The sequence below is a fragment of the Pseudonocardia sp. HH130630-07 genome, assembly GCF_001698125.1.
In the GTDB taxonomy this organism is placed as follows: Bacteria; Actinomycetota; Actinomycetes; order Mycobacteriales; family Pseudonocardiaceae; genus Pseudonocardia.
This window is the reverse complement of the sequence record NZ_CP013854.1, coordinates 795,050-820,996: the sequence shown is the minus strand read 5'-3', so window position 1 is coordinate 820,996 and position 25,947 is coordinate 795,050. Positions and strand designations below refer to the sequence as shown.

The 25,947-nt window shown below is 74.2% G+C and carries 26 protein-coding genes and 1 pseudogene; 17 read left to right on the top strand and 10 right to left on the bottom strand.

The annotated features are described in order from the left end of the window. Positions 1-45 precede the first annotated feature (45 nt). Positions 46-609, top strand: coding sequence for an HU family DNA-binding protein (locus tag AFB00_RS04050; protein WP_068796102.1), 564 nt, complete (start codon positions 46-48; stop codon positions 607-609). Positions 610-679: 70 nt separating this feature from the next. Here AFB00_RS04050 and AFB00_RS04045 read toward each other — a convergent pair whose 3' ends face one another. From AFB00_RS04045 to cofC, 3 genes are all read right to left on the bottom strand, one after another. Then, entirely contained in the window at positions 680-1,627 is a 948-nt protein-coding gene (locus AFB00_RS04045; RefSeq protein ID WP_068796101.1) for an NUDIX hydrolase, read from the bottom strand. A gap of 10 nt (positions 1,628-1,637) precedes the next feature. Then, a complete protein-coding gene (locus AFB00_RS04040; protein ID WP_083275252.1) occupies positions 1,638-3,893 on the bottom strand; it encodes an RNA degradosome polyphosphate kinase in 2,256 nt (751 codons plus the stop codon). A 191-nt stretch (positions 3,894-4,084) separates the two neighbouring features. After that, on the bottom strand, positions 4,085-4,903 hold the full coding sequence (gene cofC, locus AFB00_RS04035) for a 2-phospho-L-lactate guanylyltransferase (RefSeq protein WP_083275251.1): 819 nt from the start codon (positions 4,901-4,903) through the stop codon (positions 4,085-4,087). 145 nt (positions 4,904-5,048) lie between these two features. Between cofC and AFB00_RS04030 the strand changes: the two genes are divergently transcribed. The 4 genes from AFB00_RS04030 to AFB00_RS04015 all read left to right on the top strand — a co-directional run bounded on the left by AFB00_RS04030 (position 5,049) and on the right by AFB00_RS04015 (position 8,715). Further along, positions 5,049-5,780 carry a lysophospholipid acyltransferase family protein gene (locus tag AFB00_RS04030; protein WP_068796099.1) on the top strand — a complete coding sequence of 244 codons (732 nt, stop codon included), beginning with the start codon at positions 5,049-5,051 and terminating at the stop codon, positions 5,778-5,780. Further along, entirely contained in the window at positions 5,777-6,811 is a 1,035-nt protein-coding gene (locus AFB00_RS04025; RefSeq protein WP_231974209.1) for an NAD(P)H-dependent glycerol-3-phosphate dehydrogenase, read from the top strand. The genes AFB00_RS04030 and AFB00_RS04025 overlap by 4 nt, the downstream gene beginning before the upstream one ends. A 32-nt stretch (positions 6,812-6,843) precedes the next feature. After that, positions 6,844-7,956: a cystathionine gamma-lyase gene (locus AFB00_RS04020; protein WP_197519742.1), complete on the top strand. Its 1,113-nt coding sequence runs from the start codon at positions 6,844-6,846 to the stop codon at positions 7,954-7,956. A gap of 228 nt (positions 7,957-8,184) precedes the next feature. Then, positions 8,185-8,715, top strand: coding sequence for an HNH endonuclease (locus AFB00_RS04015; protein ID WP_068799989.1), 531 nt, complete (start codon positions 8,185-8,187; stop codon positions 8,713-8,715). 40 nt (positions 8,716-8,755) lie between these two features. On the opposite strand, the gene AFB00_RS04010 is transcribed toward AFB00_RS04015, so the two are convergent. Beyond that, entirely contained in the window at positions 8,756-9,553 is a 798-nt protein-coding gene (locus AFB00_RS04010) for a glucose-1-phosphate cytidylyltransferase (protein WP_068796097.1), read from the bottom strand. Between the two features lie 138 nt (positions 9,554-9,691). Here AFB00_RS04010 and rfbC point away from each other — a divergent pair, with 138 nt between their 5' ends. From rfbC to AFB00_RS03995, 3 genes are all read left to right on the top strand, one after another. Beyond that, positions 9,692-10,261 (top strand): dTDP-4-dehydrorhamnose 3,5-epimerase, encoded by a 570-nt coding sequence (gene rfbC / locus AFB00_RS04005; protein ID WP_068796096.1) that lies wholly within the window; start codon positions 9,692-9,694, stop codon positions 10,259-10,261. Then, positions 10,261-11,544, top strand: coding sequence for an NAD(P)H-dependent oxidoreductase (locus tag AFB00_RS04000; RefSeq protein WP_068796095.1), 1,284 nt, complete (start codon positions 10,261-10,263; stop codon positions 11,542-11,544). The genes rfbC and AFB00_RS04000 overlap by 1 nt, the downstream gene beginning before the upstream one ends. Before the next feature lie 94 nt (positions 11,545-11,638). After that, positions 11,639-12,148 (top strand): hypothetical protein, encoded by a 510-nt coding sequence (locus AFB00_RS03995; RefSeq protein ID WP_068796094.1) that lies wholly within the window; start codon positions 11,639-11,641, stop codon positions 12,146-12,148. Between the two features lie 24 nt (positions 12,149-12,172). Here the strand turns inward: AFB00_RS03995 and AFB00_RS31300 are convergent. The 5 genes and pseudogenes from AFB00_RS31300 to rfbD all read right to left on the bottom strand — a co-directional run bounded on the left by AFB00_RS31300 (position 12,173) and on the right by rfbD (position 16,624). Continuing rightward, positions 12,173-13,070 (bottom strand): annotated as a pseudogene (locus AFB00_RS31300) (IS5 family transposase). After that, positions 13,049-13,729: a hypothetical protein gene (locus AFB00_RS03985; protein ID WP_068796093.1), complete on the bottom strand. Its 681-nt coding sequence runs from the start codon at positions 13,727-13,729 to the stop codon at positions 13,049-13,051. Before AFB00_RS03985 ends, AFB00_RS31300 begins: the two are co-directional and overlap by 22 nt. Before the next feature lie 135 nt (positions 13,730-13,864). Continuing rightward, the gene (locus tag AFB00_RS03980) at positions 13,865-14,860 is read right to left on the bottom strand and encodes a hypothetical protein (protein ID WP_068796092.1); all 996 of its coding nucleotides are present in this window, start codon (positions 14,858-14,860) and stop codon (positions 13,865-13,867) included. Positions 14,861-14,888: 28 nt separating this feature from the next. Next, positions 14,889-15,782 carry a glucose-1-phosphate thymidylyltransferase RfbA gene (rfbA, locus tag AFB00_RS03975; RefSeq protein ID WP_068796091.1) on the bottom strand — a complete coding sequence of 298 codons (894 nt, stop codon included), beginning with the start codon at positions 15,780-15,782 and terminating at the stop codon, positions 14,889-14,891. After that, positions 15,779-16,624, bottom strand: a complete 846-nt coding sequence (gene rfbD, locus AFB00_RS03970; RefSeq protein ID WP_068796090.1) for a dTDP-4-dehydrorhamnose reductase — start codon at positions 16,622-16,624, stop codon at positions 15,779-15,781. The genes rfbA and rfbD overlap by 4 nt, the downstream gene beginning before the upstream one ends. Positions 16,625-16,698: 74 nt before the next feature. Here rfbD and rfbB point away from each other — a divergent pair, with 74 nt between their 5' ends. The 3 genes from rfbB to AFB00_RS03955 all read left to right on the top strand — a co-directional run bounded on the left by rfbB (position 16,699) and on the right by AFB00_RS03955 (position 19,830). Continuing rightward, complete coding sequence (rfbB, locus tag AFB00_RS03965; RefSeq protein WP_068796089.1) at positions 16,699-17,655, top strand: dTDP-glucose 4,6-dehydratase; 957 nt, start codon at positions 16,699-16,701, stop codon at positions 17,653-17,655. Continuing rightward, positions 17,652-18,248, top strand: coding sequence for a dTDP-4-dehydrorhamnose 3,5-epimerase family protein (locus AFB00_RS03960; protein WP_068799987.1), 597 nt, complete (start codon positions 17,652-17,654; stop codon positions 18,246-18,248). Before rfbB ends, AFB00_RS03960 begins: the two co-directional genes overlap by 4 nt. Before the next feature lie 241 nt (positions 18,249-18,489). Beyond that, positions 18,490-19,830 (top strand): UDP-glucose dehydrogenase family protein, encoded by a 1,341-nt coding sequence (locus AFB00_RS03955; RefSeq protein WP_197519741.1) that lies wholly within the window; start codon positions 18,490-18,492, stop codon positions 19,828-19,830. On the opposite strand, the gene AFB00_RS03950 is transcribed toward AFB00_RS03955, so the two are convergent. Next, positions 19,800-20,708 carry an NmrA family NAD(P)-binding protein gene (locus AFB00_RS03950; RefSeq protein ID WP_068796088.1) on the bottom strand — a complete coding sequence of 303 codons (909 nt, stop codon included), beginning with the start codon at positions 20,706-20,708 and terminating at the stop codon, positions 19,800-19,802. The two genes, AFB00_RS03955 and AFB00_RS03950, sit on opposite strands and share 31 nt — an antisense overlap. Before the next feature lie 96 nt (positions 20,709-20,804). Here AFB00_RS03950 and AFB00_RS03945 point away from each other — a divergent pair, with 96 nt between their 5' ends. From AFB00_RS03945 to AFB00_RS03920, 6 genes are all read left to right on the top strand, one after another. Then, positions 20,805-21,374 (top strand): TetR/AcrR family transcriptional regulator, encoded by a 570-nt coding sequence (locus AFB00_RS03945; RefSeq protein WP_197519740.1) that lies wholly within the window; start codon positions 20,805-20,807, stop codon positions 21,372-21,374. 9 nt (positions 21,375-21,383) lie between these two features. Further along, positions 21,384-22,814 (top strand): DUF2252 domain-containing protein, encoded by a 1,431-nt coding sequence (locus AFB00_RS03940; protein WP_068796087.1) that lies wholly within the window; start codon positions 21,384-21,386, stop codon positions 22,812-22,814. Positions 22,815-22,825: 11 nt separating this feature from the next. After that, positions 22,826-23,062: an aa3-type cytochrome oxidase subunit CtaJ gene (gene ctaJ / locus AFB00_RS03935; RefSeq protein WP_068796086.1), complete on the top strand. Its 237-nt coding sequence runs from the start codon at positions 22,826-22,828 to the stop codon at positions 23,060-23,062. Beyond that, complete coding sequence (locus AFB00_RS03930) at positions 23,049-23,531, top strand: DUF5130 family protein (RefSeq protein WP_068796085.1); 483 nt, start codon at positions 23,049-23,051, stop codon at positions 23,529-23,531. The genes ctaJ and AFB00_RS03930 overlap by 14 nt, the downstream gene beginning before the upstream one ends. Before the next feature lie 45 nt (positions 23,532-23,576). Then, complete coding sequence (locus tag AFB00_RS03925) at positions 23,577-24,248, top strand: LuxR C-terminal-related transcriptional regulator (protein ID WP_068796084.1); 672 nt, start codon at positions 23,577-23,579, stop codon at positions 24,246-24,248. Between the two features lie 83 nt (positions 24,249-24,331). Then, complete coding sequence (locus AFB00_RS03920; protein WP_068796083.1) at positions 24,332-25,903, top strand: sensor histidine kinase; 1,572 nt, start codon at positions 24,332-24,334, stop codon at positions 25,901-25,903. Positions 25,904-25,947 lie beyond the last annotated feature (44 nt).

The window sequence follows — 25,947 nt, the reverse complement described above, 5'->3', positions numbered from 1 at the left end:
CGGGATCTGGTGCGGGGCAGGGCCGCAGCCCTACCGTTCGTGACCATGAACAAGGCTCAGCTCGTCGATGCGCTGACCGCCAGGCTCGGTGACCGTCGCTCGGCGACCGACGCCGTGGACGCGATGATCGACGTGATCGTGGAGACCGTCGGCGCGGGCGACTCGGTGACCCTGACCGGATTCGGGGTGTTCGAGGCGCGCCGGCGGGCACCACGCACCGCGCGGAACCCCCGGACCGGGGAGACCGTGCCGGTCGGGGAGACGGTCGTCCCGTCGTTCCGGCCGGGCGCCGCGTTCAAGCAGCGGGTGGCGCAGAGCGAGGCGGCCGCGGCGGGAGCGACCAGTGCACCCCGCCGGGCCCCGCGGGACCGCTCCGGCCCGGCCGGTACCCCGCCCGCCGGGTCCGACGGCGCCCCCGGCGCGGCACCGGCCCGGCGCCGCACGTCGTCCGCGCGGTCGGGATCGCGGAGCGCCGCGGCGAAGGAGTCCGGGGCCCCGGCCCGCACGCGGAAGACGGCGACCAAGAAGACCGTCCCGCCCGCACAGGACACTCCGGACACGCCCCGCAAGCCCGCGCCGCGCCGCCGTTCCCCCGCCGCCGAGGCGTGACCCGGGCCCCGTCGTCGAGCAGGGCGGGGCGCGGTGGAGCGGCGCGTGCGGCGCTCCTGCGGGGGAGGGCTCAGGCGGGCGGACGGCGGTAGTAGTCGGCGAACAGGAGCGTCCCGGTGCCGCCGAAGCCCAGTACCCAGGTGCTGGCCTTGTGCGACGGCAGGTCCGCGTCCGTCGCGTCCGACGGGTCCAGCAGCCGGTCCACGACGTCCGGGATCACGCCGCCCTGGCTGCACAGCAGCGTCACGCCGGGACGGGTGGCGAGCTCCCGGAAGCGGGCCAGGCCGGCGGCCGGGTCGACCCAGTAGCCGTGCTCCCCGAGCAGCGGCTCGGTGTCCGGCCGGTCGAGCCCGGCCTTCTCGACGAGCGGGGCGATGGTCTGCGCGCAGCGCAGCGGGGGCGCGGCGGCGGCCCGGTCCGCACCGAACCGGGCGAGGAACGGGGTGAGCCGGTCCGCCTGGGTGTACCCGGTGCCCGACAGCGGGCGGAGGTCGTCGTCGCCGTCCCACGCGGAGCGGCTGCCGGCCTTCGCGTGCCGCACCAGCACCACCGTCGACGCCGGGACGCCGATCCCGGCGAGCCGCGAGATCAGGGTGCGGTCGTGCTCGTGGTCGACCACCTCCCGCGCCTCGGCCGGGGAGGCCCAGCGCAGCGAGTCCGTCTCGTCGGTCGCGACGAAGTCGTGGCCGCCCACGACCTCGGCCGCCCAGTAGTGCACGACCTTGCGCCCCTGACCCGGGACCCGGTACTCGGTGTACCCGAGCCGACCGCCGAGCCGGCAGTCCAGGCGCGCCTCCTCGGCGGTCTCGCGCAGGGCGGTGAGGGTCAGCGCCTCGCCCGGGTCCTGGTGTCCCTTGGGCAGTGACCAGTCGTCGTAGCGCGGGCGGTGGACCAGCGCCACCTCCAGCGTGCCGTCGGTGCCGATCCGGTAGGGCACCGTTCCCGCGGCGACGACGTCGGCCGGCCCGGTCGGGTCGGCCTCGGCCCCGTCGGTGCGCAGGGGCGAGAGCAGGGTCATCGGGGTGCGCTCAATCCTCGTCGGACCCGCGGCGCGAGTTCATCATCTCGACCTGGTGGTCCCGGACCCGCACGTTCTCCGCACCGGCCGCGGGCGACGGCGACCAGGAGCCGTCCGGGCCCAGTGTCCAGCACCGGGTCGCCGGATCGAGGCAGGAGTCGAACATCGCGCCGAGCTGGTCGGCGAGCTTCGGGTCGGCCACCCGCAGCATGACCTCGACGCGGCGGTCGAGGTTGCGGTGCATCATGTCGGCGCTGCCGAGCCAGTACTCGTCGGCGGCGCCGAAGTGCAGGACCCGGGAGTGCTCCAGGAACGGGCCGAGGATCGACCGGACCGTGATGTTCTCCGAGAGCCCTGGCCGGCCGGGGACGATCGCGCAGATCCCGCGGACGACGATGTCGACCGGCACCCCCGCCTGCGACGCCCGATAGCACGCGTCGATGATCGCCTCGTCGACCAGGGAGTTCGCCTTGAGCCGCACGTGGGCGTCGGGCTCCCCGGCCCGGTGCGCCTCGATCTCGTCGTCGATCCGGCGGACGATGCCCCGCCGGATCCCGTACGGCGCGACGAGCAGGCTCCGGTAGGAGGTCTGGCGGGAGTAGCCGGTCAGCGAGTTGAACAGGTCGGTGAGATCGGCGCCGATCGTCGGGTCGGCGGTGAGCACCCCGACGTCCTCGTAGAGCCGGGCCGTCTTCGGGTTGTAGTTGCCGGTGCCGATGTGGCAGTAGCGGCGGATCTCCGAGCCCTCCTGGCGGACGACGAGGCAGGTCTTGCAGTGCGTCTTGAGCCCGACCAGGCCGTAGACGACGTGCACGCCGGCCTTCTCCAGCTGGCGGGCCCAGCGGATGTTGGCCTGCTCGTCGAACCGGGCCTTGATCTCGACCAGCGCGACGACCTGCTTGCCGGCCTCGGCGGCGTCGATCAGCGCGTTGACGATCGGCGAGTCCCCGGAGGTCCGGTAGAGCGTCTGCTTGATCGCGAGCACGTTCGGGTCGGCGGCGGCCTGCTCGATGAACCGCTGCACGCTGGTGGAGAACGAGTCGTAGGGGTGGTGCACGAGCACGTCGCCGTCGCGCAGGGTCGCGAACACGCTGCGCGGGGTCTCCCGCTCGGCGAACGCCGGGTGCGTGGCCGGGCGGAACGGCTCGTCCTTGAGCTCGGGCCGGTTCACCCCGTGCACCTGCCACAGGCCGGTGAGGTCCAGCAGCCCGGGGACGGTGACGACGTCGTTCGGGTCCACGTCGAGCTCGCGCAGCAGCAGCTCCAGCACGTGCTCCGACATCGAGTCGAGCACCTCGAGCCGCACCGGCGGACCGAACCGGCGCCGGGCCAGCTCGCGTTCGAGGGCCTGCAGCAGGTCCTCGTCGCGGTCCTCCTCGACCTCCAGGTCGGCGTTGCGGGTGACCCGGAACGGATGGACCTCGGTGACCTCCATGCCGGTGAACAGGTCACCCAGGTGCGCGGCGATGAGGTCCTCGATCGGCAGGAACGTGACGTGCCGGTTCCCGGCGCGCGCGTCGCTGTCCGGTGGGTCGACCGTGACCAGCCGCGGGACGTTGTTCGGCACCTTCACCCTGGCGAAGCGCTCGGTGCGGCCCTCCGGGTCCCGGACGGTGACCGCCAGGTTGAGCGACAGCCCCGAGATGTAGGGGAACGGGTGTGCCGGGTCGACCGCGAGCGGGGTGAGCACCGGGAAGACCGACTCGGAGAAGTAGTCCGACAGGCGCAGGCGCTCCGCGTCGGTCAGGTCGTCCCAGGCGCGGATGTGCACCCCGGCCGCGTCGAGCTCGGGACGCAGCTCGTCGGTGAAGACCTCGGCGTGCGCGCGGGACAGGGCCCGGCTGCGCTCGGAGATCCGGGCGAGCTGCTGGCGCGGGGTCAGCCCGTCGGCGCTGCGGACCGACAGGCCGGTCTCGTCGCGGCGCTTCAGCCCGGCGACCCGGACCATGTAGAACTCGTCCAGGTTGGAGGCGAAGATCGCCAGGAACTTGGCCCGCTCCAGCAGCGGCTGGCTGGAGTCCTCGGCCAGGGCGAGCACCCGGGCGTTGAAGTCGAGCCAGGACAGCTCGCGGTTGAGGTAGCGGTCCTCGGGCAGCACGTCCGGCACCGCGGGGACCGGCGCCGTGGCCCCGGCCGGTGGCGCGATCGGTGCCGCCCCCTGGGTCGGTGGCGCGGGCGGGCCGGGCGGCGTGACCTGCGCGTTCTGTGCCGGGATGTCCGGCGCCGGCGGCTTGTGCTCGGTCACGGTCCGCGCGGTGTTGTGCACCCGGCGGGACGCGGGCCGGGGCGCCCGCCGCCCGCCCGGCCGGGGGCGCGCGCCCGAGGATGCGCCGTTCCGTCCGGTCGAGCCTGCCGAGTCGTCACTCACCCGGCGATTGTTTCGCACCGGGGACCCGGCGGCCAACCACACACCGGGCCGCGGAGATGAATTCCGGGTCTCGACCCGGCGGAGATGCGTCACACCTTCGGGCAGCGCACCGGATCGTCGGGGCGGCGGCCGGTGCGGCCCGCGCCGGGGACCCCGTCCGCGCCGTCCCTGCCGTCGGTGCCGTCCCTGCCGTCGGCGTCGTCGGCGCTGCCGGGGACGTTGTCCGTGCCGCCGTCCGTCCGGCCGCCGAGGACGGCCCGGGTCCACGCCCCGACGCCGAGCACCACGGCCTCGTCGAGATCGGTCCGGGTGTCGACGTCGCGGCGCAGGCCGGGCCGGTCCCCGGGCAGGACCACCGCCCCCGACGCCCGGTGCGCCGCGGCCGACGCGCCACCGAACCGCGGGTCGAGATCGAGCCCCGGTGCGGCGAGCAGCAGGGTGCTGCCGGTGCCGGGCGCGTCCGGCTGGAACGCCCGCCGGGCCCCGCCGGCGAACAGCGCCGCCGCGGTGGCGACGGCGTCGTCCAGCTCGCCGGGGCGCAGCGCGGGCAGGTCGGCCTGCAGCGCCCCCAGCACCGAACCCGGATCGCGGGAGCGCAGCAGGGCCGCCCCGTGCCGCAGTGCGCCGTTGAGCCCGCGCCCGGGATCGGTGACGACCTCCACCCCGAGCGCACCGACCTCCATCGCGACCGCCGGGTCGGAGGAGATGACGAGCACGGTGCGCACGGCGGGCGCGGACACCGCCGCCGCCACGGTGTCCCTGGCCAGCGCGAGCGCGAGCCGCTGGTGCGCGCCGAGATCGCCGACGCCGCCGTCGGCCGCGCCGCGCAGCCGGGTCTTCGCCCTCGGCAGCGGCTTCACCGGGACGACGAGGTCCACCCGCGGGTTCACCGGGTTCACGGGCGCCATCGTCGCACCATCGGGGCCGGTGGCGGGGCCGGGTTTACCCCGAGCGCCCGATATGGGGAGACTCTGCGGCACCGGGAGTCCCGGACCGGTCTCGGTCCGGGCCCACTGACGACCCCGCCGCGACGCGGGTGGGAGGAGGCCGCCGGTGGCTCGCGAGAAGGGCGGGTTCTGGATCGGGCTGGCCGCCACGGTGTTCTACCCGCTGGGGTGGCTGACCGGGCGCCAGCGCTACCAGGGCCGCGAGCACCTGCCGGAGACCGGCGGCGCGCTGCTGGTCGGCAACCACATCTCCCACCTCGACCCGGTGCACACGGCGTTGTTCGTACACACCGCGGGCCGGGTGCCCCGCTTCATGGCGAAGAACGGCCTGTGGAACGTCCCGGTGCTCGGGTCGATCCTGCGCGGCAGCGGGCAGATCCCGGTCTTCCGGGACACCGCCGACGCCCAGCAGAGCCTCGCCGCCGGGATCACCGCGCTGACCGGCGGCAAGCTGGTGATCATCTACCCGGAGGGCACGATCACCCGGGACCCGGACGGCTGGCCGATGCGCTCGCGGACCGGGGTCGCCCGGATGGCGCTGGCCGTGCTCGAGGCCGGCGTCCCGGTGGTCCCGATGGTGCACTGGGGCACCCGGGAGGTCTACGACCACTACGGCCGCCGGTTCCGGCCGCTGCCCCGCACCGAGCTCGTGCTGCGCGCGGGCGACCCGGTGGACCTGTCGGCCTACCGAGGCCGCACGGTCGACGCCGCGGTGCTGCGCGAGGTGACCGACCTGATCATGGGCGACGTCCGGGCCCTGCTCGCCGAGGTCCGGTCCGAGCCCGCGCCGGAGGAGTTCTTCCGGCCCGGCGGCTCCGGCCGGGAGGCGGGCCGGTGAACGTGCGGCCGGTCAACGAGCCGGTGCACGACGTGCAGCGGGTGGCGGTGCTCGGCGCGGGCAGCTGGGGCACCGCGTTCGCGAAGGTGCTGGGCGACGCCGGCCGCGAGGTCCGGCTGTGGGCCCGCCGGGAGGAGGTGGCCCACGACGTCAACACGACCCGGTGCAACCCCGGCTACCTGCCCGGCGTCGAGCTGCCGGCGAAGCTGTCCGCCACCCACGACGCCGCGGCGGCGCTCGACGGCGCCGACGCGGTGGTGCTGGCGGTGCCGTCGCAGTCGCTGCGGGCGAACCTGGAGCGGTGGCGGGACCTGATCCCGGCCGGGGTCACCGTGGTGAGCCTGGCGAAGGGCGTCGAGCTGGGCACCCTGAAGCGCATGACCGAGGTGATCGACGACGTCACCGGCATCGGTCCCGACCGGCTCGCCGTCGTCTCCGGGCCGAACCTGGCGGCGGAGATCGCGCACGAGGAGCCGACCGCCACCGTCATCGCGTGCCCGGACCACGAGCGCGCGGTGGCGCTGCAGACGGCCTGCGCGACCGGCTACTTCCGGGCCTACACCAACACCGACGTCGTCGGGGCCGAGCTGGGCGGCGCGGGCAAGAACGTCATCGCGCTGGCGGTCGGCGTCGCCTCCGGGATGGGGCTCGGCGACAACTCGCGGGCCTCGCTGATCACCCGCGGGCTGGCCGAGATGTCCCGGCTCGGGACGGCGCTGGGCGCGTCGCCGATGACCTTCGCCGGGCTGGCCGGCATGGGCGACCTGGTGGCGACCTGCAGCTCGCCGCTGTCGCGCAACCGGACCTTCGGCGAGCAGCTCGGCCGGGGCGCGAGCCTGGACGAGGCCGGCCGGGCCAACCACGGCCAGGTCGCCGAGGGTGTGAAGTCCTGCCTGTCGATCTGCGAGCTGGGGGAGCGCAGCGGGGTGGAGCTGCCGATCGCGGACGCCGTCCGGCGGGTCTGCCACGAGGGCATGACGGCCCGGCAGATGGCCAAGGAGCTGATCTCCCGCGCGCCGAAACCGGAGTAGCGCACGCCGGGCCCGCGCGTAGGGTCACCGCGGTGAGCGGCGACGGGACCAGATGCGTGCACGGCGGCGACGGCCGGGACCACGAGGTGGGCGCTCCCGTCCACCACGGACCGGTCCTGACCAGCGCGTTCCATCTCGGACTGCCCGAGCAGGCGGTCTCCGGGGCCGACATCTACGCCCGTGCCGACAACCCGACCTGGCGCGAGTACGAGGCCGCGGTCGGCGGGCTGGACGGCGGCGCCTGCACGGTCTTCGGGTCCGGCATGGCGGCGATCGCGGCCGTGCTGCGGGCGTTCGGCTCCCGCGAGCGCGGGGTGCTGCTGCCCGCCGACGGCTACTACGTGGCCCGCGCGCTGGCCGACGAGGAGCTCGCACCGCTGGGCGTGCCGGTCGGGTACTGCTCGACCGCGGGGGACTGGATCGCGGCGATCGCGGAGCACCGGCCCGGGCTGGTGCTGCTGGAGACGCCGTCCAACCCCGGGCTGGAGGTGTGCGACGTGGCCGCGGTCGCGGCGGCCGCGCACGGGATCGGTGCGGTCGTCGCCGTCGACAACACCACGGCCACGCCGCTCGGCCAGCGCCCGCTGGACCTCGGCGCCGATCTCGTGGTCGCCTCCGACACCAAGGCGCTCGCCGGGCACGGCGACCTGCTGATCGGGCACGTCACCGCGGCCGACCCGCTGCACGCCGAGCGGGTCCGCGGCTTCCGCACCCGGGGCGGCGCGATCGCCGGGCCGATGGAGACCTGGCTGGCGCTGCGCGGGCTCGGCACCCTCGACCTGCGGCTGGCCCGCCAGGCCGAGAACGCCCGCGCGCTCGCGCTGGCGTTGCGGGAGACCCCCGGCGTGCACGACGTGCGCTGGCCCGGTCTGGCCGACGACCCGTCGCACCCGCTGGCGAGCCGGCAGATGCGGCGCTGGAACGGGGTCCTGCGGTTCACCCTGCGCGACGTGCCCGCGGTGTCGGAGTTCCTGCGCCGCAGCACGCTGGTGGACTCGGCGACCAGCTTCGGGGGGCTCCGCACGGCCGCCGACCGGCGCGCCCGCTGGGGCGACGCGGTGCCCGGCGGCCTGGTCCGGCTGTCCTGCGGGGTCGAGGACACCGACGACCTCGTGGCCGACGTGACGGGGGCGCTGGGGGCCTGAACCCCGGACGGACACCCCGCGGCGACCTCGCTATCACACTCGCGTTACCGGACTTCCGTATGGTCGACTACAGCACGGACCTCGAGCTGTCGCGGAGGTGGTCGCATGCCGTACCGACAACCCGTCCCCGGGGGTGCCGGGACCGTTCCACCGGTCGATCTCAGACCGGTCGAGGACCGTGGTCCGGCACCGGGTACCGCACCGCCGGCCCCCGGCGCGGTACCGGGGGTGACACCGATCGCGCCGGCCACGACCGGCTCCCGGGTCCTGCTCCTCAACGCCAGCTTCGAACCGCTGGCCGTCGTCACGTCCAAGCGCGCGGTCTGCCTGCTGCTCGCCGGTAAGGCCGAGTGCCTGCAGGAGGCGCTGGAGGGCACCGCCTTCCACTCCGAGAGCCTCTCGCTCCCCGCCCCGTCGGTGCTGCGGCTGTGCCGCTACGTCCGCGTCCCCTACCGGCGGGCCGTCCCGATGACCCGGGCCGGCGTGCTGCGCCGCGACGGCCGGCGCTGTGCCTACTGCGCCCGCCGGGCGGACACCATCGACCACGTCGTCCCGCGCAGCCGGGGCGGTGCGCACAGCTGGGAGAACTGCGTCGCGGCCTGCCGGGCGTGCAACTCGCGCAAGGCCGACCGGCTGATCGAGGAGCTGGGCTGGTCGCTGCACACGAAGCCGGGGCCGCCGGCCCGCAACGCGGGCGGGGTGCTGGTCCTCGCGGTCGAGCCGCTCCCGGCGTGGGAGCCCTGGCTGAGCGCGGCCTGACGACGGGTGGGCGGGGCCGGTACCGGCCCCGCCGCCGGTGTCACCAGAGCTTCCAGGGCGCCTCGCCCGTCGACCAGAGCTCGTTGAGGTAGGTGAAGTCCTTGTAGGTGTCCATCGCCGACCAGAAACCGTCGTGCCGGTGCACGTTGAGCTGGCCGTCGCGCGCCAGACGCTGCAGCGGGGTGTGCTCCAGCCACAGCTGCGGGTCGTCGTCGAGGTAGTCGGTCAGGAACTCGCGGCGGAAGGCGAAGAACCCGCCGGAGACGAACCCGGTGACCTGCGTGGGCTTCTCGTTGAACTCGACGACGCGGTCGGCGTCGACCTGCATCTCGCCGAACTTCGAGGTCGGGTGCACACCGGTGACGGTGCCGACCTTGCCCGAGGTCTCGTGCTCCTTGGTCAGCGCCGCGATGTCGATGTCGGACACGCCGTCGCCGTAGGTGAGCAGGAAGTTCTCGGTGTCGACGTAGGGCAGGATCCGGCGCACCCGGGCACCGGTCGCGGTCTCCAGGCCGGTCTCGGCGAAGGTGATCTGCCAGTCCTCGCCGGTGCTGCCGTCGCCGTCGTGGAAGTCGATGCTGTGCTTGTCGCTCATGTTCAGGGTGAAGTCGGCGACCCGGGCGCGGTAGTCGAGGAAGTACTCCTTGATCGCCCAGCTCTTGTACCCGAGGCAGAGCACGAACCGCCGGAAGCCCGCCTCGCGGTAGAGCTTCATGATGTGCCAGACGATCGGCCGGCCACCGATCTCGACCATCGCCTTGGGGAGGCTCTCGCTGGCCTCGCGGATACGGGTGCCCTGGCCTCCGCAGAGGATGACGACGGGGGTGTCGGCGTGCATACGGACCTTTCGTCGGAGGCGGGGAAGCGTGCCACAAGGTACTCGCTCACCACCCGTGCGAATGTGACGCTTCCGTGAGGGGTGACACACGTCCGGGGTGCAGGCAACGGATCCGGTGCGATGGGCGACCCTAGGGGCATGGACATCCACCCGACTCCGCTCGCCGGATCGGCGTTGATCGACCTCAAGCGACTGGAGGACGACCGCGGGTTCTTCGCCCGTGCGTTCTGCGAGCAGGAGTTCCTCGACGCCGGCCTGGACCCGACGATCACCCAGTGCAACCTCTCGTACAACCACGGGACGGGCACCCTGCGCGGCTTCCACTACCAGCTGGAGCCGAACGCCGAGGTCAAGGTCATCCGCTGCGTGCGCGGCGCGGTCTTCGACGTGATCGTGGACCTGCGGCCGGAGTCCGAGACCTACCTGCAGTGGTTCGGGGCGGAGCTGTCCCAGGACAACTACCGGGCGATGTACGTGCCGCGGAACTTCGCGCACGCCTACCTGACCCTCACCCCGGACGCGACGACGATCTACCAGGTCTCGACGCCCTACACCCCGGGTGCCGAGCGGGGCCTGCGCTGGAACGACCCGGCGATCGGCGTCGAGTGGCCGATCGAGATCGCGACGATCTCGGACAAGGACGCCAACTGGCCGCTGCTGGCCGACAACCCGGACTTCGCCGCGGCCCCGAAGGCCGAGGTCCGCTGATGCTGATCCTCGACACCGCACTCGCCCGGCGGGCCGCGGAGAACCGGCCGATCCGGGTGGGCCTGGTCGGCGCCGGGTTCATGGGCCGCGGCCTGGTCAACCAGATCGTCAACTCCACGCCCGGCATGGACGTCGTCGCGATCGCCAACCGGACGGTGCCGACCGCGGTCCGCGCCTACACCGAGGCCGGGTGCACCCCGGTCGAGGTCTCCACGACCGCCGAGGTCGAGAACGCGATCGCGGCGGGCACCCCGGCGGTGCTCGGCGACGCGTTCGCGCTGCTCGCGGCGGAGAACATCGACGTGCTGGTCGACGTGACCGGCGCGGTCGAGTTCGGCGCGCACGTCACCGTCGCCGCCATCGACCGCGGCCTGCCGGTCGTCACGATGAACGCCGAGCTGGACGGTACGGTCGGGCCGCTGCTGGCGCACCGGGCGCGCGCGGCGGGCGTCGTGCTCACCGGTGCCGACGGCGACCAGCCGGGCGTCCAGGGCAACCTGCTGCGGTTCGTGAAGGGGATCGGCATCACGCCGCTCGTCGCGGGCAACATCAAGGGCCTGCAGGACGAGTACCGCAACCCGACCACCCAGCAGGGCTTCGCGGAGAAGTGGGGCCAGGACCCCTACATGGTGACGAGTTTCGCCGACGGCACCAAGGTGTCGTTCGAGCAGGCGATCGTCGCCAACGCGCACGGTTTCACGGTGGGCCGGCGCGGCATGTACGGCCGGGACCACGCCGGCCACGTCGACGAGCTGACCCAGGTCTACGACGTCGACGAGCTGCGCGGGCTGGGCGGGGTCGTCGACTACGTCGTGGGTGCCAGGCCCGGTCCCGGCGTCTACGTGCTCGGCACGCACGACGACCCGAAGCAGCAGCACTACCTGAACCTGTACAAGCTGGGCGAGGGCCCGCTCTACAGCTTCTACACGCCGTACCACCTGTGCCACTTCGAGGTCCCGAACACCGTCGTGCGGGCCGTGGACTTCGCCGACGCCGCGCTCGCGCCGACCGGCGGCCAGCGGGTCGACGTCGTCGCCACCGCGAAGCGCGACCTGGCGGCCGGGCACACCCTCGACGGTCTCGGCGGGTACGACTCCTACGGCGTCGCCGAGGCCGCCCCGGTGACCCGGGCGGAGCGGCTGCTGCCCATGGGCGTGGCCGAGGGCTGCGTGCTGGTCCGCGACGTCGCGAAGGACGAGGTGCTCACCTACGCCGACGTGACGCTGCCACCCGGGCGGCTGATCGACACGTTGCGCGAGGAGCAGGAGAAGCTCTTCACCTGAAAGGGCTATGCGCATACCGCCGAAATCGCGTAACACCGGCGGCTCCATATGCGACACGTGATCAAGCGATCATCGTCCGTGAGGGAGCCCGTTGGTGCCGTCGAGCCGTTTCGACCGGACGTCCTGGCCCTCGGCCGGCCCGCACCGCGAGCTGCTCGAGCTGCTCGACGCCGTGCACGTGCGGAACGGCAGCCGGTCGGCGCGCGTCGTGGGCCGGGCGATGCACGTCTCGGCCCACCGGGTGCACGAGATCGGCCGCGGCGCGGCGCTCCCGGCCGACGAGGAGCAGGTCCGGGTGCTGCTGGCCGCCCTGGCCGGTGGCGGTGCGACCGAGCAGGGCACCACGGACCGGGCGGTGGAGCTGTTCGTCGTCGCCCGGCGTGAGCGCGACGGCGCCGGTCCCTGGCCGGTGCACCCGGTGCCCGCGGTGTGGGGGCGGTGCGGGACGCCGGCGGCGGGGACCGGGGACGGTGCGCCGGTCCGGGGCCGCCGCCCGTGGTCCGGTGTGGTGGAGGCGGTCCGCGAGCGGACGCGCCGGCTGCGCGGCCCGTGCCGCTCGGGCCCGGCCGACCGGCGCCGTGACGGCGGTCCGTCCGGCTCCTGATCCGGCGCCGGGCCCGGACGGGTGCTAGGGTGTGTCTCCCAATGCGCGGAGCCAGGTGACGATTGCCTTCAGGACGGCGCCGCCGCGGAAGGTCAGGGCGAGCTTGTCGTAACGGGTGGCCAGCCCGCGCCACTGCTTGACGTGGCAGAACCCGCGCTCGACGACGTTGCGGTTTCGGTAGTCGACCGGATCGAATGCGGGCGGTCGGCCACCGCGTGAGCCCCGTCGTTTGCGGTGTCCCTGCTGGTCAGAGGGCTCCGGAATGACAGCGATGATCCGGCGCTCGCGCAGGTGCCGGCGGATCGCGCGTGAGGAGTAGGCCTTGTCCGCGCGCACGCGTTCAGGCCGGGTCCGGGGTCGTCCCGGGCCCGGTCGGGCGATGCTCAGGCGCGCCATCAGGTGCGGAAACATTGGCGAGTCGCCGCCCTGGCCGGGGCCGAGGAGGACCACCAGCGGGCGGCCGTGCCCGTCAACGAGCTGGTGGATCTTCGTCGACAGCCCTCCGCGGGACCGTCCCAGCGCGTGATCTGCTGGTTCGGCGAGCAGATTCGTGTAGTTCGATCCGGCCCCCTGTGTCGCGCTTGAGGGTCGCGGCGTGCTGGTGGGCACGGATGATCGTGGAGTCCACGCTGACCGCCCACCCGAGCACCTCGGCGGCGTCGGCCTCGACCAGAAGAGCAGCCAGGATGTGGTCCCAGGTGCCGTCGCCGCTGTAGCGGCGGTGCCGCTTCCACAACGTCTGCCACGGCCCGAACTCGGCTGGGGCGTCGCGCCAGGGAAGCCCGCACCGATACCGGTAGATGATCCCCTCGATCACCCGGCGGTCATCGCGGAACGGGCACCCGCGACGACCCTCGGAGGAGGGCAACAGCGGCGCCAGACGGGCCCACTGGGCATCAGTCAGGACAGCGGTACGCGGCACCGATCAAGCATCGCGCACCCCGCTCCGCCTATCTGGGAGACACGCCCTAGGACCGCGACGTCGTCACCGGTCGTCGTGGCCCGGCCGGGGAGCAGGTCGGGGACCCGGGCCAGCACGGCCCCCGGCGCGTACGGGTCGCGCCGGGCGGACCCGCCGGACAGCGCCCGGAGCAGTTTCGCCGGCGCGGCGAAGACGGTCTCGAACAGCGTGGTCCCGGCGACCAGCGACATCGGTGACGACACGATCTCCAGCAGCGGCAGCGACGGTGCGTGGCCGATGTAGCTGGAGTGGATGTCCCCGCCGACGGTGACCGTCGGCCGTCCGTCCCGGGCGGCGGCGAGGCCCTCCCAGAACCGGGCGTACTGGTGCGGGTAGTCGGCGACCTGGAGGTCGATCGCGCGCTCGACCCGGGCGCCGATCGGCCGCTCCGCCCGGCGGACCCGGTACGGCGGCACGAGCATCGGCTGCGGGGTGACCAGCACCAGCACCGCGGCCTCGGCGGCGATCGCGAGCACCTGGTCCAGCTGTGCGGCGTCGACGAACCCGGAGTAGCGCGGGTCGTCGGTGCGCCGGGTGCGCCGGGTCCGGGTGTCGAGCAGGACGATCTGCACCTCGCCCAGGTCGATCCGCTGCACCACCTGGTTCAGCGGGCGGTGCACCTCGCCGGGCGGGCCGGACCGCGGCGGGCGCAGCGGGTCGCCGTCGTCCAGCGCGCCGCGGGTGATCCGGCCGGTGTCGCGGTCGCGGACGCTCGGCGTCTGGAACGAGCCGAACAGGTCGAACGCGGCCCGGCCTCAGGCGTCCCACTCGTCGGGGTGGGCCGGGTGGTAGCTCTGCACCTGCGGGTCCGACGGCGGCGGGCCGGGATCGGCCGGGTACGGGATCTCCGCACCCGGCCGGTGGCGCCGCACGGCGAGTATCCGGCGCAGGCCGCCGCGGCCGGCCCGGCGGATGTTGGCGTAGGAGTGCCGCGCGGTCACCGAGGCGTGCGGCCAGTTGTTCCAGAACTCGTGGTCGTCGGGCAGGAACCAGTGCGGTCCGTGCCGCAGCAGCTCCCGCATCCCGTGGTGCGGGCGCCGGTCGTCGCCGTAGGTCTGCATGCCCCAGGACGTCCAGTACTCCAGCAGCCCGTAGGTGCGCGGCGTGCTGCGGGCCATCGTGGCGTAGAACTTCGCGGGCGCGTCGGCGTAGACCTGGTCGCCGGTGAGGAGCGCGAGATCGGGTGCGGCGACGTGCTCGCGCAGGTGCCGGAACGCCGCGTCCAGCGCGTCGGTCGTGTCGGTGTCGGCGTCGTAGCAGGACGCGACGAGCGCGGTGAGCGAGCCGCCGACCTCGATCCGCGACGGCAGCGTCCGGATCCGGCAGGAGGCCGTGCGGTGCTCGGGCGCCACCCCCGGCGCGGGGTCCAGCTCCACCCGGGCCTCGCCCCAGGCGTCCGGGACGAGGCCGTCGACGACGACGTGGCCGTGGAAGAACCGGGTCCCGGGGCCCCAGCCGGTCACCGGGCGCTCGTCGTCGAACCCGAAGCGGTGCAGCGTGGTGACGGTGCGCGCGTCCCCGTCACCGTCACCGGCCGGGCCACCGACGGTGACGGTCGCGGTCAGCGTCTCGGCGTCGCAGCCGTGCACCAGGGTGCCGATCCACAACCGGACCCGGTGCGTCCCCGCGTCCTTCCCGACGAGCGCGAGGCCCGGCTCGATGTCCCGCTCCGGGCCGCCGCGGTGGCCGAGCAGCCACTGCCCGGCCCGGAACAGGATGCGCTGGAACCGTCGTACCGGTGTCGTGCCCACCCGCCCACCCTGTCAGGCCGGCGGCGGATCAGCTCCGGTCGCGGGCCTGGCGGGCCACGCGCACGACGTACTCGCCGTAGCCGGAGCCCAGCTGCGCCTCGCCGAGCCGCTGCGCCTGGCCGGGGTCGATGTAGCCCATGCGCAGGGCGACCTCCTCGATGCAGGCGATCCGGATGCCCTGCCGGTTCTCCAGCACCCGGACGTACTGACCCGCCTCGGTGAGCGACTCGTGCGTCCCGGTGTCGAGCCAGGCGAACCCGCGGCCGAGATCCTGCAGGTGGGCGCGGCCCTGCTCGAGGTAGGCCCGGTTGACGTCGGTGATCTCCAGCTCGCCGCGGGCGGACGGGCCGATGCCGGCGGCGATGTCGACGACCTGCTCGTCGTAGAGGTAGAGCCCGGTGATCGCCCGGTCCGAACGGGGGTGCTCGGGCTTCTCCTCGATCGAGACCAGCCGCCCGTCGGCGTCGGCCTCGCCGACCCCGTACCGGCGCGGATCGCCGACCGGGTACCCGAACAGCACGCAGCCCGCGCGTCCCTCGGTGACGTCGGCGACCCGCCGCCGCAGCAGGTCGCCGAACGAGGAGCCGTGGAAGATGTTGTCGCCCAGGACGAGCGCCGACGGCCCGCCCCGGACGTGCTCGGCCCCGATGACGAAGGCCTCGGCCAGACCGTTGGGCCGGGGCTGCTCGGCGTAGCCGATCCGCAGGCCGAGGTGGTCGCCGTCGCCGAGCAGGCGCCGGAAGCCGGGCAGGTCGTGCGGGGTGGAGATCAGCAGGATGTCCCGGACGCCGGCCAGCATCAGCGTCGTCAGCGGGTGGTAGATCATCGGCTTGTCGTAGACCGGGAGCAGCTGTTTGGACACCGCCGCGGTCAGCGGGAACAACCGGCTCCCGGTGCCCCCGGCCAGCAGGATCCCCTTCACCGGGCCACTCCGTCGCCGGCCGCGAGGTAGCGGTCGAGGGAGTCCCGCCACGGCGGCATGGACACCCCGGCCCGGGTGGCCCGGCTGAGGTCGAGCACCGAGTTCGCGGGCCGCGCGGCGGCCCCGGGACGCTGCGCCGCGTACCCGGCGGTCGTCACGGGCGCGACGTCGGCCGGATCCCGCCCGCAGCGGGCGAAGACCTCGGTCGCCAGGCCGTGCCGGCTGACCGGCTCGCCGTCGCCGGTCACGTGGAAGGTGCCGGTCGCGGTGCCGGCGAGGGTGATCAGGGCGGCGGCGAGGTCGGGGGCGAACGTCGGCCGGCCGATCTGGTCGTCGACGACGTCGGGCCGGGCACCCTCGCGGGCCAGCCGGGCCATCGTCGTGACGAAGTTGCCGCCGTCGCCCACCACCCAGCTGGTGCGCACCACCAGGTGCCGCGGTGCGCTGCGGACCGCCAGCTCACCCGCGGCCTTGGACGCGCCGTAGACGCCCAGCGGCGCCAGCGGTGCGTCCTCCGGGACCGGGCCGGGTGCGGTGCCGTCGAAGACGTACTCGGTGGAGACGTGCACCAGGACGAACCCGTGCCGGGCGGCCGCGTCGGCGAGGTGCGCCGGGCCGAGGGCGTTCACCCGCCACGCCGCGGCGATCTCGGCCTCGGCCCGGTCGACCGCGGTGTGCGCCGCGGCGTTGAACACCACGTCGACGCCGGAGAAGTCGTGCCCGGCGACGGCGGCGGCGTCGCCGATGTCGAGCCCGTCCCGGGTGTGGGCCACCGCGTCCGGCAGTGCCGCGGTCAGGGCCCGCCCGAGCTGTCCGTTCGCACCCAGCACGCACGCGCGCACGTGCCACCTCCTCGCCGTCCGACGCGGCGACTCTGACACGCTGACCGGGCGGGACGTCGAGCGGGGGAGGGCGTGTGCGGGTCGTGGTCACCGGCGGGGCCGGGTTCATCGGGTCCTGTTTCGTGCGCTCGGCCGTCGCCGGGGAGCACCCGGCGCTGGCGGGCGCCGAGATCGTGGTGCTGGACGCGTTCACCTACGCGGGCCGCGAGGCGAACCTGGCGCCGGTGTCCGGCGCGGTGCGCGTCGAGCGCGGCGACGTCCGCGACCCGGCGCGGGTCGCGGAGGTGCTCGCCGGGGCCGACCTGGTGGTGCACTTCGCCGCCGAGACCCACGTCGACCGCTCGATCACCGGGGCGGCCGACTTCGTGACGACGAACGTCGTCGGCACCCAGGTGCTGCTGCAGGCCGCCACGGACCTGGGCGTGGCCCGGTTCGTGCACGTGTCCACCGACGAGGTCTACGGCTCGATCGAGTCCGGCAGCTGGCCGGAGACCCATCCGCTGGAGCCGAACTCGCCGTACTCGGCGGCCAAGGCGGGCAGCGACCTGCTCGCCCGCAGCTACCACCGCACCCACGGGCTCGACGTCGTCGTCACCCGCTGCTCGAACAACTACGGCCCGTACCAGTTCCCGGAGAAGGTCGTCCCGCTGTTCGTGACCCGGCTGCTCGACGGGCACACCGTGCCGCTCTACGGCGACGGGGCGAACGTGCGGGACTGGCTGCACGTCGAGGACCACTGCCGGGCCGTCGCCCTGGTGGCCGAGCGCGGCCGGGCCGGTGAGGTCTACAACATCGGCGGCGGGACCGAGCTGACCAACGCCGAGCTGACCCGCCGGCTGCTCGCCGCGGTCGGCGTGGGGGAGGACCGGATCGAGCACGTGACGGACCGCAAGGGCCACGACCGCCGGTACTCGGTGGACTGGTCCAAGATCCACGACGAGCTGGGCTGGGCGCCCCGGGTGCCGTTCGGCCCCGGCCTGGCCGCCACGGTCGCCTGGTACGCCGAGCACCGGGACTGGTGGGCGGCGTGAGGGCGACCGAGCTGTCGATCGCCGGGGCGTGGCTGTTCGAGCCGGCGACGTTCCCGGACCACCGCGGTTCGTTCACGGCGCCGTTCCAGGGCCCCGCCTTCCGCGCCGCGCTGGGTTTCGACCTGACGGTGGCGCAGGCCAACCAGTCGGTGTCGGCCCGCGGGGTGATCCGGGGCGTGCACTACGCCGACGTGCCCCCGGGCCAGGCGAAGTACCTGTACGTCGCGTCCGGCGCGGTGCGCGACGTCGTGGTGGACCTGCGGGTGGGGTCGCCGACCTTCGGGCGGTCCGAGACGGTCGAGCTGGACGCCGGGTCGATGCGGGCGGTCTACCTCGCCGAGGGCCTCGGCCACGCGTTCCAGGCGCTCACCGACGACGCGGTGGTGGGGTACCTGTGCTCGGCGCCGTACGCCCCGGCGGCCGAGCACGGGATCACCCCGCTCGATCCCGATCTCGACCTGCCCTGGGCGGACGGACCGGACCCGGTGCTCTCGGACAAGGACCGCGACGCCCCCACGCTCGCCGAGGCGCTGCGGGCGGGCGCGCTCCCCTCCTGGGACGACTGCCGGGCCTGGTACGCCGGACGGTCCTGACCACTGCGGTGCACCACCCTCGGCCCGAGCGGCGCCCGGCTCGCCGTCCTGTGAGATCGCTTACCTGCGAGGATCCGCAGGGAGACCGCCCCCGGGCCGGCGGGAGCGGCCGATCGGGCCGGGATGTGCGGGACCGGTGCACGGGCGACCAGCGGGACTGCGGGGTGGCGCCGGGTGACGCTCGTCGTGCTCCGCGACGTCTGGTGCATGCGGCCCCGACGGCACGGGTTAGCCTCGCGCCATGGCGGAGAGCGACCAGCCCCTGAAGATCTCGGTGATCGGCTGCGGGTACCTGGGTGCGGTGCACGCGGCGTCGATGGCCGAGCTGGGTCACGAGGTCGTCGGCGTGGAGGTCGACGTCGAGAAGGCCGAGGCACTGGCCGCGGGCCGGGTGCCGTTCTTCGAACCCGGTTTCGAGGAGCTGCTCCGCCGCTCGCTGGAGTCGGGGCGGCTGTCGTTCTCCTCGGACATGGCCGCAGCGACCGGGGCGGCGGTGCACTTCGTGTGCGTCGGCACGCCGCAGCGCCGTGGTGAGTACGCCGCCGACCTGACGTTCGTGGAGGCGGCGACCGCGTCGCTGCTGGAGGTCCTGGGTCCGGGCGAGCTGGTGGTCGGCAAGTCGACGGTGCCGGTCGGCACCGCGGCCCGGCTGGCCGAGCTGGTCGCCGAGCGGGTGCCGTCGGCGGCGCTGGCGTGGAACCCGGAGTTCCTGCGGGAGGGGTTCGCGGTGCAGGACACCCTGCACCCCGACCGGCTGGTGTACGGCATCCCGGACGGTGCGGACGGTCAGCGCGCGGAGGCCACGCTCGACCGCGTCTACGCCCGGATCGTCGCCGAGCAGACGCCGAAGGTGGTCACCGACTACGCGACCGCCGAGATGGTCAAGACCGCGGCGAACTCCTTCCTCGCCACGAAGATCTCCTTCATCAACGCGATGGCCGAGCTGTGCGAGGCCACCGGTGCCGACGTGAAGCAGCTGGCCGACGCGATCGGCCACGACGACCGGATCGGCCGCAAGTTCCTCAACGCCGGGCTGGGCTTCGGCGGTGGCTGCCTGCCCAAGGACATCCGGGCGTTCATGGCCCGGGCCGGCGAGCTGGGTGCGGACCAGGCGCTGACCTTCCTGCGCGAGGTCGACAACATCAACATGCGGCGGCGGATCCGGATGGTCGAGCTCGCCCGGCAGGTGTGCGACGACTCGCTGCTCGGCAAGCGGATCGCCGTGCTGGGTGCGGCGTTCAAGCCGGACTCCGACGACATCCGCGACTCCCCGGCCCTGAACGTGGCCCTGCAGCTGCAGCTGCAGGGCGCGAACGTCCGGGTCACCGACCCCGCCGCCGGGGACAACGTGCGCAAGCACTGGGCGCAGCTCGACTTCGTCGACACCCCGGAGGAGGCGGCCGAGAACGCCGACGCCGTGCTCCTGCTGACCGAGTGGCGGCAGTACAAGGAGCTGGACCCGGCCACGTTCGGCCGCGTCGTGCGGACCCGGCGGGTGCTCGACGGCCGTAACGCACTCGACCGTGAGGCCTGGGAGTCGGCCGGCTGGACCTACCGGGCGCTGGGCCGCAGGACCGTCTGAGCCGCCGCCCACTCGGCCACCCCGGTGACGTCGATGCCCGCGGCCCGGGCGTCGCGCGGGTCGGCCGGCGCGGGGAACGCGGTCGTGAACTCCTGGGACCGGGTGAGCACCGCGGCGAACCCGGTCGTCTCCGGCGCCGCGACCGGCTCGATCGGCACGTCCCACGCGCGGGCCAGCGTCGCGGCCAGCTCCCGGAAGGTCAGCCGTTCACCGGCCAGCTCCAGGGTGACCCCGCCGAACCGCTCGGGATCGGCGAACGCGGCCGCGGCGGCGGCGCCGATGTCGGCCACCGCGATCCACGGCAGCGCGATGTCGAGATCCGCGGCCGTCTGCAGCGGTCCGGGGGTGTCGCCGGCGAAGTAGGGCGAGGGCGGCAGCAGGTTCTCCAGGAACCCGCCGGGGCGCAGCACCGTCGTGTACCGCGCTCCGGCGCCGGTGAGGATCCGCTCGGCCCCCAGCTTGTTCCGCCAGTAGTGCGGCAGGTACTCGCCCCATGCCTGTTCGTCGACGGCGCCGGGCTCGCCGTGCGTCCCGGCCCCGCTGACCGAGGTGTGGACCACCTGCGCCACCCCGTTCTCCCGGACGGCTCCGGCGATGGCCGTGGCGTGCCGCAGCTCCCGGTCACCCATCAGGTCCTCCAGATCCGGCATCTGGATGGAGAACACCCCGCGTGCCCCGCGGGCCGCGGCGACGACGCTCGCCGGGTCGTCCAGATCGCCCCGCACGACGGTGATCCCCAGCTCCGCCAGCGTGCGGGCCCGGTCCGCGTCCGGGTCGCGGACCAGGGCGTGCACCGGGGTCCCGGCGGCGTGCAGTGCCCGCGCCGTCGCGCCGCCCTGCTTCCCCGTGGCTCCGGTCACCAGTACGAATCCGTCCATCACGTGCTCCCGTCGAAAGTGGGGTGACGCCCCGTTTGGGCTCGACCGAAGAATATGGGGTGTCACCCCGTTTGTCGAGCGGAACGGTGTGGTGGAATGGGTGACATGGACGGCGGGCGGGAACGGGCCGACCGTCGTCGTAACCGGGAACGCCTGGTCGCGGCGGCGATGGAGCTCGTGGCACGGGACGGTGCGAACGCCTCGATGGAGGAGATCGCCCGGTGCGCCGGGGTCGGTTCGGCGACCCTGCACCGGCACTTCGGGTCCCGGTTCGCGCTGCTGGAGGCGGTGTTCGCCGACGGCGTGGAACGGCTCTGCGCGCGTGCCGGTGCACTGGCCGTGGCCGCGGGGCCGGGCGAGGCGCTGTGGACCTGGGTGGACGAGCTCGTGGGGTACACCGCTGCCGCCCGTGGCTTCGCCGAGACCCTGCGTGCCCACGGCCGCGACCCCGGCGGGCACAGCTGCCACGGCAGCCTGCGCGCGGCGGTGGACCCGCTGGTGGAGGCGGCGCACACCGCCGGCACGCTGCACCCCGAGGCCGGCACGGACGACCTGATCGACCTGGTCACCTCGCTGTCGGTGGTCACCGAGGGCGACGTCGAGGCGTCCCGCCGGCTGCTCCGGCTCTCGGCCCAGGGGCTGCACCCGACGGCCGCCGCGGGGTAGGACTGCGCCGTGACGTCGCACCCCGTACTCGCCGGATCGGACCGGGACTCGTTCGGTTCGCTGCACCGCCGCTCCACCCCGCGCCCGGAGCGGTACCGGATCGGCAAGGGGCTGCGGAAGAAGGCGCCGCGCTCGTCGCTGGCGACCTGGTCCTCGGCGTTGCGCCGGGTCGACGCCGTCGGTGTGGTGGAGCGCACGAACGCTGGGCGGGTGGACGAGCTCGTCCCGTTGCGGATCCAGCGGATGAGCGCCTCGCCGCACGCCTTCCTGCGCGGGGCCGCGGCGCTGCACGCGGCCGACTTCGCGGTGCTGCCCGAGACCGGGGTCCATCCGGTGATCTGCGGCGACGCCCATCTCGGCAACTTCGGGTTCTACGCATCGCCGGAGCGCGAGCTGGTCTTCGACCTCAACGACTTCGACGAGGCGCATCCCGGGGCCTGGGAGTGGGACCTGCGCCGGCTCGTCGCGTCGACCTGGGTCGCCGGCCGCGACTCCGGCGCCTCGGAGCGCCGTTGTTCCGAGGCCGTCACCCGCTGCGTGCACTCCTACGCCGAGCAGCTGCGGACCCTGGCCGACCAGCCCCTGCTGGCCCGGTCCTACGACGTGACCGACGTCGACGCGCTCCGCTCCGACGCCGACCACAAGACCGGCAGGCGGGCGATCGACAAGGCCGCCGAGCGGGCCCGCAGGCGGACCTCGGACCGGGCGCTGCCGCGCTTCGTGACCGACGACGGCGGGGAGCGCCGCATCGTGACCGAGCCACCGCTGATCACCCACCCCGACGACGAGCACACCGAGCGGATCCTGGCCGCGCTGGACGGTTACCTGGCGACCCTGCCCCCGCACTGGGCCCGCATCCTCGGCGGCTACCACGCCACCGACGTGGCCCACAAGGTCGTCGGGGTCGGCTCGGTCGGGCTGCGTGCCTACCTGGTGCTGTGTGAGGGATCGAGCCCGGACGACGTGGTGTTCCTGCAGCTCAAGCAGGCCCGCCGGTCGGTGGTGGCGCCGTTCGTGCACGGCGACGAGGCCTGGCACGCGCACCAGGGGCAGCGCGTCGTCGAGTACCAGCAGGCCCTGCAGACGGTCTCCGACCCGCTCCTGGGCTGGACGACCGTGGGCGGGCGGCAGTACTACGTCCGCCAGTTCCGGGACATGAAGGGCGCGATCGTGCCGGACACGCTCGACGCGCCGGCGCTCGCCGACTACGCCGACGTCTGCGGGAAGCTGCTCGCGAAGGGGCACGCGCGGACCTCGGGCGCCTCCATGATCGCCGGTTACCTGGGCGGGGGCGGCCGGGTGGCCGACGCGCTCTGCGCGTTCGCCCGCAGCTACGCCGACCAGACCGAGGCCGACCACGACGCGCTGCTGCGCGCGATCCGCACCGGGCGGCTGTCGGATCGGACACCTGAGCAGGTGCCGGGCGGAGCGATCGGATAGGTTCTCCGACCGTGACCGTCGTCGAAACCCTGCTGGTCTTCGTGGTCGCGCCGGTGGGTCTGTACGCCGTGGTCTGGGCCTGGATCGCGGTACGCAACCGGAGCGGCCGCTCCCGCTACACCGCGGGCGACCCGTGGCCCTACGAGCCCCTGTTCTGGATCGCCAACCCGGCCGGAGCCGCGCACCACGCGGCCCACGCGCCGGTCGACGGCAGCGACGTGCGAGGAGGTACCGGTGGCAAGTGGTAGCGGCCTCGCCGTCTTCGAGGGCAACGAGGAGGACCTGCCCGAGGGGACCGTCGTCACCCAGTCCGGCCGCCTGTCGGTGGCCGAGCACTTCCGGGAGCCGGACCTCTCCGAGCACCCGTTCACCCCGGTCCAGCTCACCCGGCTGGACGACGCGCTGACCCTCACCAGCCGGGAGACCGGTCTGCGGTTCGCCCTGTACCTGGGTGACCTGGGGGCCGACGCCCGCGCGACCGCGGTCGACCTGCACTCCCGGGTCGAGGGCTACGACGAGGCCGTGCTGGTCGCCGTCAGCCCCGAGCAGCGGCTGCTGGAGATCGTCACCGGCGTGGAGGCCAAGGTCCGCCTCCCGGACCGCGGCGCGAAGCTGGCCCTGATGAGCATGGTGGCCTCGTTCAAGGAGGGTGACCTGTTCGGTGGTCTGCTCTCCGGGCTGCGGATGCTCGCCGACCAGGCAGGCAGCCGCTCCTGACCCTAGGGTGTCGGACATGTCGCCTTCCGCCGGAGTGACGACGGTATGACCGCACCGAGCTCGATCCTCATCGTCGACGACCACGAGCTCGTCGGATCGGCCCTCGCACTGAACCTGCGCGCCGAGGGCGAGGAGGCCGTGTTCCGGCCGGTGCGCTCCGCGGCCGGGATCCTCGACGAGGTCCGGCGCACCGCGCCGGGCCTGATCGTGCTCGACCTCGACCTCGATCTCGGCCGGGACCCGGACGGGCGGCGGATCGACGGCGTCCGCCTGGTCGGGCCGATGGTCGAGCTCGGGTGGCGGGTGGTGATCCTCTCCGGGAGCTCCGACGCCGGCCGGGTCGGCGCCGCACTGGAGGCCGGCGGGTTCGTCTTCGTCCCCAAGAACGCACCGTTCCCGGCGCTGCTCAACGCGATCCGGGAGGCCACGGCCGGGCGCTCGGTGATGCCACCCGGGCGGCGCGAGCAGCTCATCGCCCTGCACCGCGACCGCGAGAGCGAGCGGCGGGAGCTGCACGAGAAGCTGCGCACGCTCACCCAGCGCGAGCGTGAGGTGCTGGCCCTGCTGGCCGGCGGGAAGCGCGCCCAGGTCGTCGCGGACCACTTCGTCGTGTCGCTCGCCACGGTCCGGACGCAGATCCGCGCGGTGCTGACCAAGCTCGGCGTCGGCTCGCAGCTGGAGGCCGTCGCGCTCTACCGGAAGGCCGCCGGGCTCTGAACCGCCCGTCCGCGCGGACGTCCGGTGCGGCCCGGCTGCGGGACCCGCCCTATCATCGCCGTTTCACCGGCAGGGGAGGCGGCGTGGCGACCGGGAGCTTCGGCGGGATCCTGGACCGGCACCGTCGCGCGCGGTTCGTGGCCGGGCACCTCGCCGACCTGCTGGTGGTGGGACTGCTGGGCGTGGTCGTCGCGACGGCCACCCGCCCGGCCGTCGTCCTGGGCCGGATCGACGTCGGGACCGTCACCCCGGCCCTGACGCTGACCGCCGCCGCGGTCGGCTCGGTGGCCGCGGTCGTCGCGCTGGTCGCGGGCCGGTTGTCCGGTGATCCGCGGCCGTCCTGGTTCGGGGCGGCGTTGCTGCTCTACGGCGTGGTCCTGCTGCCGCTGTCGGCACTGGCGATCAGCGACCGGACCGCCGGGGTCCCGCGGCTCGCCGTGCTCGCGATGCTCGCGGTGGGGATGTGCGTCATCCTCCTCGCGCTGCGGCCGCCGCCCCGGCTCGGCGCCTGGGGCGGCTGGGCGCTGTGCGCCGCCGCCCTGGTGATCGGCGCCGTCGTGGCGGTGCAGGAGGAGAACGCGTTCACCACGGCGCTCGCGCGCAGCCCGGTCCCGTCGATCCTGATCCAGGCCGGCTGGTCGCTGGTCGCGGTGCTGTTCCTGCTCGACGGCTACCGGCGCCAGAGCCGGACCAGGACCCGCCTCGGCCTGGGGCTGCTGGTCGTCGCGGTGTCCCAGCTCTACCGGGCGGTCGCGCCGGGGCAGCCGGCCAGCGGCCTGGTGTACCCGTCGCTGCGCATCCTCGGGATGACGGTCGTGCTGTCGGCCATGCTCGCCCTGGTCCTGCAGGCGGTGAGCCGGCTGCAGGACGAGTACGACCGGCTCCAGGAGACCCTCGGGGACGCGACGCTGCTGCTGGAGCGGGCCGCGGGCCAGGCCGCGGAGCGGGACCACGAACTGCGCAACGGGCTCGCCGGCCTGGCCGGTGCGGCCTCGCTGCTCGCCCACTCCGGCACCGGCGACGGCCGGTCCGGGCAGCTCCGTGACGCCGTGCTGGCCGAGCTCGGCCGGCTGCGGACCATGCTGGAGGATCCGGCGACGGCCCGGATCCCGGAGACCGGCGCACCCGACCCGATGATCGACGACCGGGACGCGCGGCTGCTGGACCTCGGCGCCGGTTTCGCTCCGGCCGGTGGCGCGAACGGAGCCGCGCCCGCGGCCCACGAGGTCGGTCCGGTGCTGCGCCAGCTGGTCGGCCTGCGCGCGGAACAGCCGATCAGCCTCGTCGTGGCGGACGACCTCCCGGCGGTGGCGGCCCCGGAGTCGGTCACCCGCCAGGTCGTGACCACCCTGCTGGCGAACTGCGACCGGCACGCTCCGGGGGCCGAGGTCGCGGTCCGGGGGCGCGCGGCGCGGGCCCCGGGTTTCGTGGCCGTGGAGGTGCGTGACGCCGGCCCGGGCCTGCCCGGGGGCCGGGACACGTGGGCGATCGCCCGGGGCGCACACGACCGGTCGGCCGGTGGCTCCGGGCTCGGGCTGCACATCAGCGCCCGGTTGGCTGACGACCACGGGGGTACCCTCGTGCTCCGTACAGCCCAGAACCCTACCGGCTGTATAGCGGTACTCACTCTTCCGGTTGCCGACCAATCGGGTTGACCCGACGCTCTGACCTGCGAATCGGTCGACCGTTCGCAACCGAA

Excerpts from the sequence above, each read along its gene's own strand:
- AFB00_RS03950 (WP_068796088.1), bottom strand. The coding sequence starts at position 20,708 with ATGGACGGATTCGTACTGGTGACCGGAGCCACGGGGAAGCAGGGCGGC.
- AFB00_RS04000 (WP_068796095.1), top strand. The coding sequence starts at position 10,261 with ATGCTGATCCTCGACACCGCACTCGCCCGGCGGGCCGCGGAGAACCGG.
- cofC (WP_083275251.1), bottom strand. The coding sequence starts at position 4,903 with ATGGCGCCCGTGAACCCGGTGAACCCGCGGGTGGACCTCGTCGTCCCG.
- AFB00_RS04010 (WP_068796097.1), bottom strand. The coding sequence starts at position 9,553 with ATGCACGCCGACACCCCCGTCGTCATCCTCTGCGGAGGCCAGGGCACC.
- AFB00_RS04050 (WP_068796102.1), top strand. The coding sequence starts at position 46 with ATGAACAAGGCTCAGCTCGTCGATGCGCTGACCGCCAGGCTCGGTGAC.
- AFB00_RS03925 (WP_068796084.1), top strand. The coding sequence starts at position 23,577 with ATGACCGCACCGAGCTCGATCCTCATCGTCGACGACCACGAGCTCGTC.
- AFB00_RS04045 (WP_068796101.1), bottom strand. The coding sequence starts at position 1,627 with ATGACCCTGCTCTCGCCCCTGCGCACCGACGGGGCCGAGGCCGACCCG.
- AFB00_RS03945 (WP_197519740.1), top strand. The coding sequence starts at position 20,805 with ATGGGTGACATGGACGGCGGGCGGGAACGGGCCGACCGTCGTCGTAAC.
- rfbC (WP_068796096.1), top strand. The coding sequence starts at position 9,692 with ATGGACATCCACCCGACTCCGCTCGCCGGATCGGCGTTGATCGACCTC.
- AFB00_RS03955 (WP_197519741.1), top strand. The coding sequence starts at position 18,490 with ATGGCGGAGAGCGACCAGCCCCTGAAGATCTCGGTGATCGGCTGCGGG.